This is a genomic window from Frankia sp. CcWB2 (genome assembly GCF_977927585.1).
Window position 1 is genome coordinate 5450 of sequence record NZ_CDWRCM010000065.1, and the last position, 5541, is coordinate 10990.

The 5541-nt window shown below is 69.9% G+C and carries 5 protein-coding genes and 1 pseudogene; 3 read left to right on the plus strand and 3 right to left on the minus strand.

Going from position 1 to position 5541, the window contains the following annotated elements:
* The 3 genes and pseudogenes from ACY45C_RS09265 to ACY45C_RS09275 form a co-directional block, all read right to left on the minus strand.
* Positions 1 to 253 (minus strand): annotated as a pseudogene (locus tag ACY45C_RS09265) (glycoside hydrolase); the annotation flags it as partial.
* A 6-nt stretch (positions 254 to 259) separates the two neighbouring features.
* A complete protein-coding gene (locus ACY45C_RS09270; protein ID WP_462187215.1) occupies positions 260 to 931 on the minus strand; it encodes a hypothetical protein in 672 nt (223 codons plus the stop codon).
* Positions 932 to 971: 40 nt separating this feature from the next.
* Positions 972 to 1415 (minus strand): helix-turn-helix domain-containing protein, encoded by a 444-nt coding sequence (locus ACY45C_RS09275; RefSeq protein ID WP_462187216.1) that lies wholly within the window; start codon positions 1413 to 1415, stop codon positions 972 to 974.
* 1365 nt (positions 1416 to 2780) lie between these two features.
* Here ACY45C_RS09275 and ACY45C_RS09280 point away from each other — a divergent pair.
* From ACY45C_RS09280 to ACY45C_RS09290, 3 genes are all read left to right on the plus strand, one after another.
* Positions 2781 to 4238 (plus strand): MinD/ParA family ATP-binding protein, encoded by a 1458-nt coding sequence (locus tag ACY45C_RS09280; protein WP_462187217.1) that lies wholly within the window; start codon positions 2781 to 2783, stop codon positions 4236 to 4238.
* Complete coding sequence (locus ACY45C_RS09285; protein ID WP_462187218.1) at positions 4235 to 4651, plus strand: DUF6112 family protein; 417 nt, start codon at positions 4235 to 4237, stop codon at positions 4649 to 4651. The genes ACY45C_RS09280 and ACY45C_RS09285 overlap by 4 nt, the downstream gene beginning before the upstream one ends.
* A gap of 219 nt (positions 4652 to 4870) precedes the next feature.
* Positions 4871 to 5541, plus strand: a 671-nt coding sequence (locus ACY45C_RS09290; protein ID WP_462187219.1) for a hypothetical protein, incomplete at its 3' end; no start/stop codon positions are given.

The following is a 5541-nucleotide window of genomic DNA, read 5'->3' on the forward strand; positions in this document are numbered from 1 at the left end:
CCAGCAGGGCGGGAGTCACCTCGGCGCATCCGGCCGCGTTCGCCGCATCAATGATCGTCTGCAGGTACTCGGCCGGGATGCCGTCGGAGTTCCTGATGGTCCGGTTACCCCCGCCCTGATCCTGGATGAAGGGACCGGCGATGATCAGAATGAGGACGGAGACCAGCATGACAACGCCGCCGATGACGAGAGCCGCGCCCGCCCCCGTCCAGACCAGCCAGCGGGAACGCTTACGAGTGAAGCCGCGGGCCATCACGCCTCACCGGCCCGGTGCGTCGCCGGCGACGCTCGACAGATCCGCGCCGGCGACCCGCCACGTCCCGTCGGTCTGGCGCAGGAGAGTGAGCGCCGGGGTGGACAGCGCCACCACCGGGGCGGCGCCGCCCGCCGCCGTCTCGCGGCGCACGTTCAGCTGAAGCACCACCCGACCGGTGGCCGTCGTGTCGATCCCGCCCAGGGGCGTGGTCGCCAGCACGGTCACCCGCGAGTGGGTGCCCGCGGCGCGCACCTCCTGCCACGCCTGGCCGTCCTCGCCGGCAGCGGTTCCGGGCCCCCCGGCGCCCGAACCACCGAGGCCCGCACCCCCGGCGCCCAGGCTGGCCGCGAAGTCCTCGGTGAGGCAGTCGCGGGCCCGCTCGACACCGGCTGCCGGGCCGGGGTCCGTCCGGGCGTCGAAGGACTGCCAGCGCGTGAAGCAGTCGGCGGCTACCGCCGCCGGGTCCTTCCGGTCCACCTCGCCGGTGGGTAGCGCAGACGCGGTGGCCAGCGGCGGACCCGGCGCCTGACTCGCCCCGGGCGGTGGCCCCGTGGTGGCGGACGGGGCGGGAGACGGAGCGGGGGACGGATCGGCAGCACTGCCCGGCGCGCCGCATCCGGCCACGGTGCCCACGGTGAGCAGCAGTCCGACGGCCAGCCAGAACCGGGGCCTCACCGCGGCCGGCCGGAGCGAGGCGGCACCGAGGTGAGATCGCTCATTCCCGACCGTCCAGCCAGTCCCGCACCCGCCCCCGACGCACCCGCCACTGGTGACCGACCTTGCGGGCCGGGATGGCCCGTTCCGAAAGCAGCTTGAGGACGGTGCTCTCCGACAACCGCAACCAGGCGACCAGTTCATCGACGGTGAGCACTTCGTCGTCGTCGGAGGGTCGGGAGGGCGCACCACCGGCGGGCGTCGGCGCGAGCGGAGGGGGCGCGAACGGAGGCGCCGCGGCGGCGGGCGCCGGTGTGCTGCGGGAGGCGACGGTCGGTGGCATGCCGGTCGGGCGGGCCGAGGCCGTGCGGACCCGGCCGGATGCCGCCGGAGCGGACCGGGCCGGGGCCGAGCCGACCGGGGATTTCGCGGGCGTCGCGCCCTGCGGTGCGCCGGATCGCTGGGATGGCCGAGGCGTCGCCGTCGAGAAGCCGTCCTGCGCCACCGACGCTCCTTTCCCATCTGCCGCACGCACGGTGCCCGTGTAGTCCAGGCCGCCCCCAGCCCGCCGCGTCGCGGATCACAGCCGAACCGTCCGCCGAACCGTCCGCCGGTTCGTCCCCTCGATCCGGACGGCACATCTCCGGTTCCGGAAGGTACACCGACCCACCCAGGATGGGTAGCTTCGACCAGAGCTTGTCATACTCGAATGACTCGTGTTACATCGATCCGACCGCAGCCGAGCGCAGATAACAGTAAGTAACCTTAACTGGCACTAGCTAACCTTAGAAGGCCGGGAGGTCGACGGCGCGTGAGCGATGTGCCACAGGCACCGTACGGTGAGGAAGGCGACGCGCGGCCCGTTTCGCTCATTGGTGCCCGCATACCCTCGCCGGTCTCCCATCCCGACGGTCCGCCCATCCGAAACGATCAGTACATACGAGACGATCAGTACGTACGGGACGAAGCGGCAGGCACCGAAGACGTAGAGTCACCTCCCCATGCACGATCCGGGCGCCGACGACATCGACGGCGGGGCGGAACGGGCTCGCCGCAGCCACTCGACGAAGCGTGGCAGAGCGAGGCATTCCACCTCGATGATGCGACATCGGCGGCCCGTTCGGGTGCGGACCGTACAAACACGTCCGACGACATACCGCCATCGGTGCCGGGTACCAGGACCGAGGCACCCGGCACCGGGCCGGGCCGGGTGACCTCGGGCGCGGACACCAGCTCCCGGCGCACCCGCGGCGCCGCTGCCCGGCGCGCCGGCCGCCCGTCGGCGATTCCGCCCCGTAACCAGGCTGATCCCTCCCGCCGTCCAACCCGGCCGGCAGATCCCCGCGGTTCGACCCCGGTTCCCCCGGGCGCGGTGGAATCCTCGCAGGAGGTGAACACCGCGCCGGGTGGCAGCGCGTCAAGTGGCAGCGTGCCGGGTGGCAGCGCGTCAAGTGGCAGCGTGCCGGGTGGCAGCGTGCCGGGTGGCAGCGCGTCAGGCCGAGGCGTCAGCCCGGTTGCGCGTCCTGGTTCCCGTGGCGGCCCAACTGCGGTACCACCACACCCAACCGGGCCACTGCCGGCCCCGAACGGGCCGCGCGTCCGGCCGCCGCGCGCCTCCGCGCCCCGTCGTCCGCAGCCTCCGCGGCCGCCGCGGACGACACCGGCCGCGCCGACGGATGCGGCGTCGATCGGCGGCCCGAGCGATCCGCCGACGGCAACCGTTCCATCCACCGCGGCCGGCCGGCCAGCCCCGACCGGCCCGATCGAGGTAACCAGCCCGATCGAGGTAACCAGCCCCGGGGATCCGCAGGCCCCTCCCACGGACCATCCGGTCGTCTCCGAATCGTCCGTCCCGGGCCACATCTCCGCGGTGCCGGTCGCACCGCCGGTCGCCCGCTACACGCCGGCCGTGCCCGTCGCGCCCGTCTCGCCCGCCGCGGGCATGAAGCAGCTGACGGCTCCAGCACTCCCCACCGCGCAGCCGCAGCCGCAGCCGGACCCGGCGTCTCGATCCACCCGCAAGGCCGCGGCGGCAGGCGGCCAGACCGTCTCGCGTCGCCAGCCGTCGTCGGACGGTCGGCTGTGGCCGTGGCAGGAGCCGTGGGTCGGCGTGCGCGATCTCGAACCGTGGGAAGAGATTCCGGTACGGCTCTCTCTGCGCGACCGGGCCCGTATCCCGTTGCCCGGTTCATGGCGGATCGCGGTGACCTCGCTGTTCCCCTACTCCGGGACCACCACCCTTGCCGGAGTCGTCGGGCTGACCCTCGCCGGGGTGCGGGCGCAGCCGGTCCTCGCGGTCGATCTCTGGCCGGGGGAGTCTCCCGGGGGGGCGCCATCGTCGCCTGTGGGCACCGACACCGAGGACGAGGACGAACCACGCGGTGATCTGCTCGCGATCCGGGTCGGCGCGGCCGGAACGACGACGGTCGCCGACGTCGCCCGCCGGCAAGCCTCCGACAGTACGGTGACCGATCTACCCCTGATGATCAATGGTCGTCCCGCGGGCAGCACCAGGGACTTCGACGTGCTTCCCGTGCGACGCGGTGTTGGCGGAGGAGCCGACCGGCACGACGGTGACGGTTCCGGCGACGAGGCGTCCGCCGTCGTCCCCGCGGACGACACCGTCGCCCCGACCGGACTGCGGTCCGTGCTCGGCCTGCTCGCGCATTCCTATCCACTGGTGCTGGTCGACGCGCCGGCCGAGGCACCGCTGACGCCTACGGCGGTCCAGGCCGCGGACCTCATCATCCTCGTCACGCTCGCGACCGCCGCCGATCTGGAGGCGACGCTCACCAGACTGTGTACGTTGCGGGACGCGGCGGGTGGTGGCTCAGCCAGACACGGCGGGCCGATGATTGTGGCGGCCATGATCGCGCCATGCCGGGGCCGTCCCTCGCCCCGGACCCGCGCGGCGGCGGCCCGGCTCGGGAGGCAGGTCGACACGCTGATCCGGATCCCGTACGACGCCCGGCTCGACCCCAGCAGGCATACTCCGGTACGGATTCCTCGGCTACGCCGACGTACTCGCCGCGCCTACCTCCGGCTGGCCGCGGCTGCCGTGGAAGCCCTGTTCACTCTCGCGAAAGCCGAGGTCACGGCCGCTGCGGGCGCTGTCGATCAGCCGGGGGCCGCGGCTGGCGGCGCCGCGGAGGCGGTCACCGCCCGTGCAGATTCTGACGCTTCCGGCGGCCCACGAGCGACTACCGAGGATCACCGTGCGGCACAGGGCGTATCATTTGGCGACCTACGGTCACCAACGGCACCCACAAGGATCGCCGGACCGGATCGGCCGGGCGGCCCCCCGCCTGTGGGAAAGGAACCGAGATGATCCTGGACGCCGCCGCCGTCAAGGCGACCGTTGTCCTCGCCGAGATACAGGTCAACCCGGATGACTCCAAGGCGCCTGGCATCAATGCTCTGAAAGACCTGGTCAACGGCCTGGCGGCCTATGCGGTGGTCGCTGCAGTCGCCGCCGTGCTACTGGGTGGTATCGCATGGGCACTCGGCGAGCGGATGGGCCTCGAGCGCGCGTCGATGGTCGGCAAGAGCGGTGTGATCGCGGGCTTCGGTCTCGCATTCCTCGTCGGTGCCGCGGCAGCCTTCGTCAACTTCTTCCTTGCCACCGGCGCAACGGCCACCGCGCCCGACCCTAACCCGGCTGGCCAGCGTCAACCCGCCGTCGAGCTCACCGTTGCCGTTGACCCCGGCGTGGTCCATGACCCATCGTCAACGCTCTTCTGACCTGTTCCCCGGATACCAGCGGGCGGACATTGCGATGATGACCGTGCCGTCTTGTGAGGGGAGTGGGCGTTGGTAAGGAGTCGAAATGAAATAACTTGCGCGTTTCGAACCCTCCACAGGCCTGTGACCTGCGATGATGCTCTCGATCACGTATTTGTTACTTCATTACGTCCCCTAAGCCTTATGGAGTGGGCGGCCAGACGTCTGATCATCATCATCGTGACCACCGGCACGGTGAGTGTGATCGGCGGATTGGTCATCGGCCGTTACGTGGTTCCAGACAATGGTTCGAATGGCTCGGATACCGCGTCCGTCGCGCCGCAGACTTCTCCGAGCGATACCCCGCCCGGAGTGACGCCGACGCTGGCCCCCTCGCCGAAGCCGTCTAGCCAACCGGCCGACACCGCCACCCCCACCTCAGTCCCCGGTGTCCCCACCCGGATCAACGAGTTCGGTATCCCGGTCGGCTACCCCCGCACCGAAGCCGGCGCCGTCAGCGCCTGCGCCAACTACGTTTCTGCGTACGTAAAAGCTACCAATCGCGAGCCCACGCGCCTCAAGCAAATTTTTAGATCAATAGCAGATCCCTCGACTGCCAATCGACTCAGCCAACTTCTTATTGATGTCAATAATCAGACGGCAAAAAATTTTGGAGTTGCATCTGTAAACTCCCCCGACTTTCAATTGATTTATCGAACCCTCGGATATAAAGTTGAAAAATTTAATCCCAACGAGACAAAAGTATATATCTGGTCCAATGCAAGTGCCGGAATAATTGGTGGATCGCCGAACTACAAGCCTCGAAACTTCTGGGGAACCGACCTCTGTACGGTGAGCTGGAGTGGCACAGATTGGAAACTTTCTGACGCCACCGATGGCCCGGATGGGAG

Excerpts from the sequence above, each read along its gene's own strand:
- ACY45C_RS09285 (WP_462187218.1), top strand. The coding sequence starts at position 4,235 with ATGATCCTGGACGCCGCCGCCGTCAAGGCGACCGTTGTCCTCGCCGAG.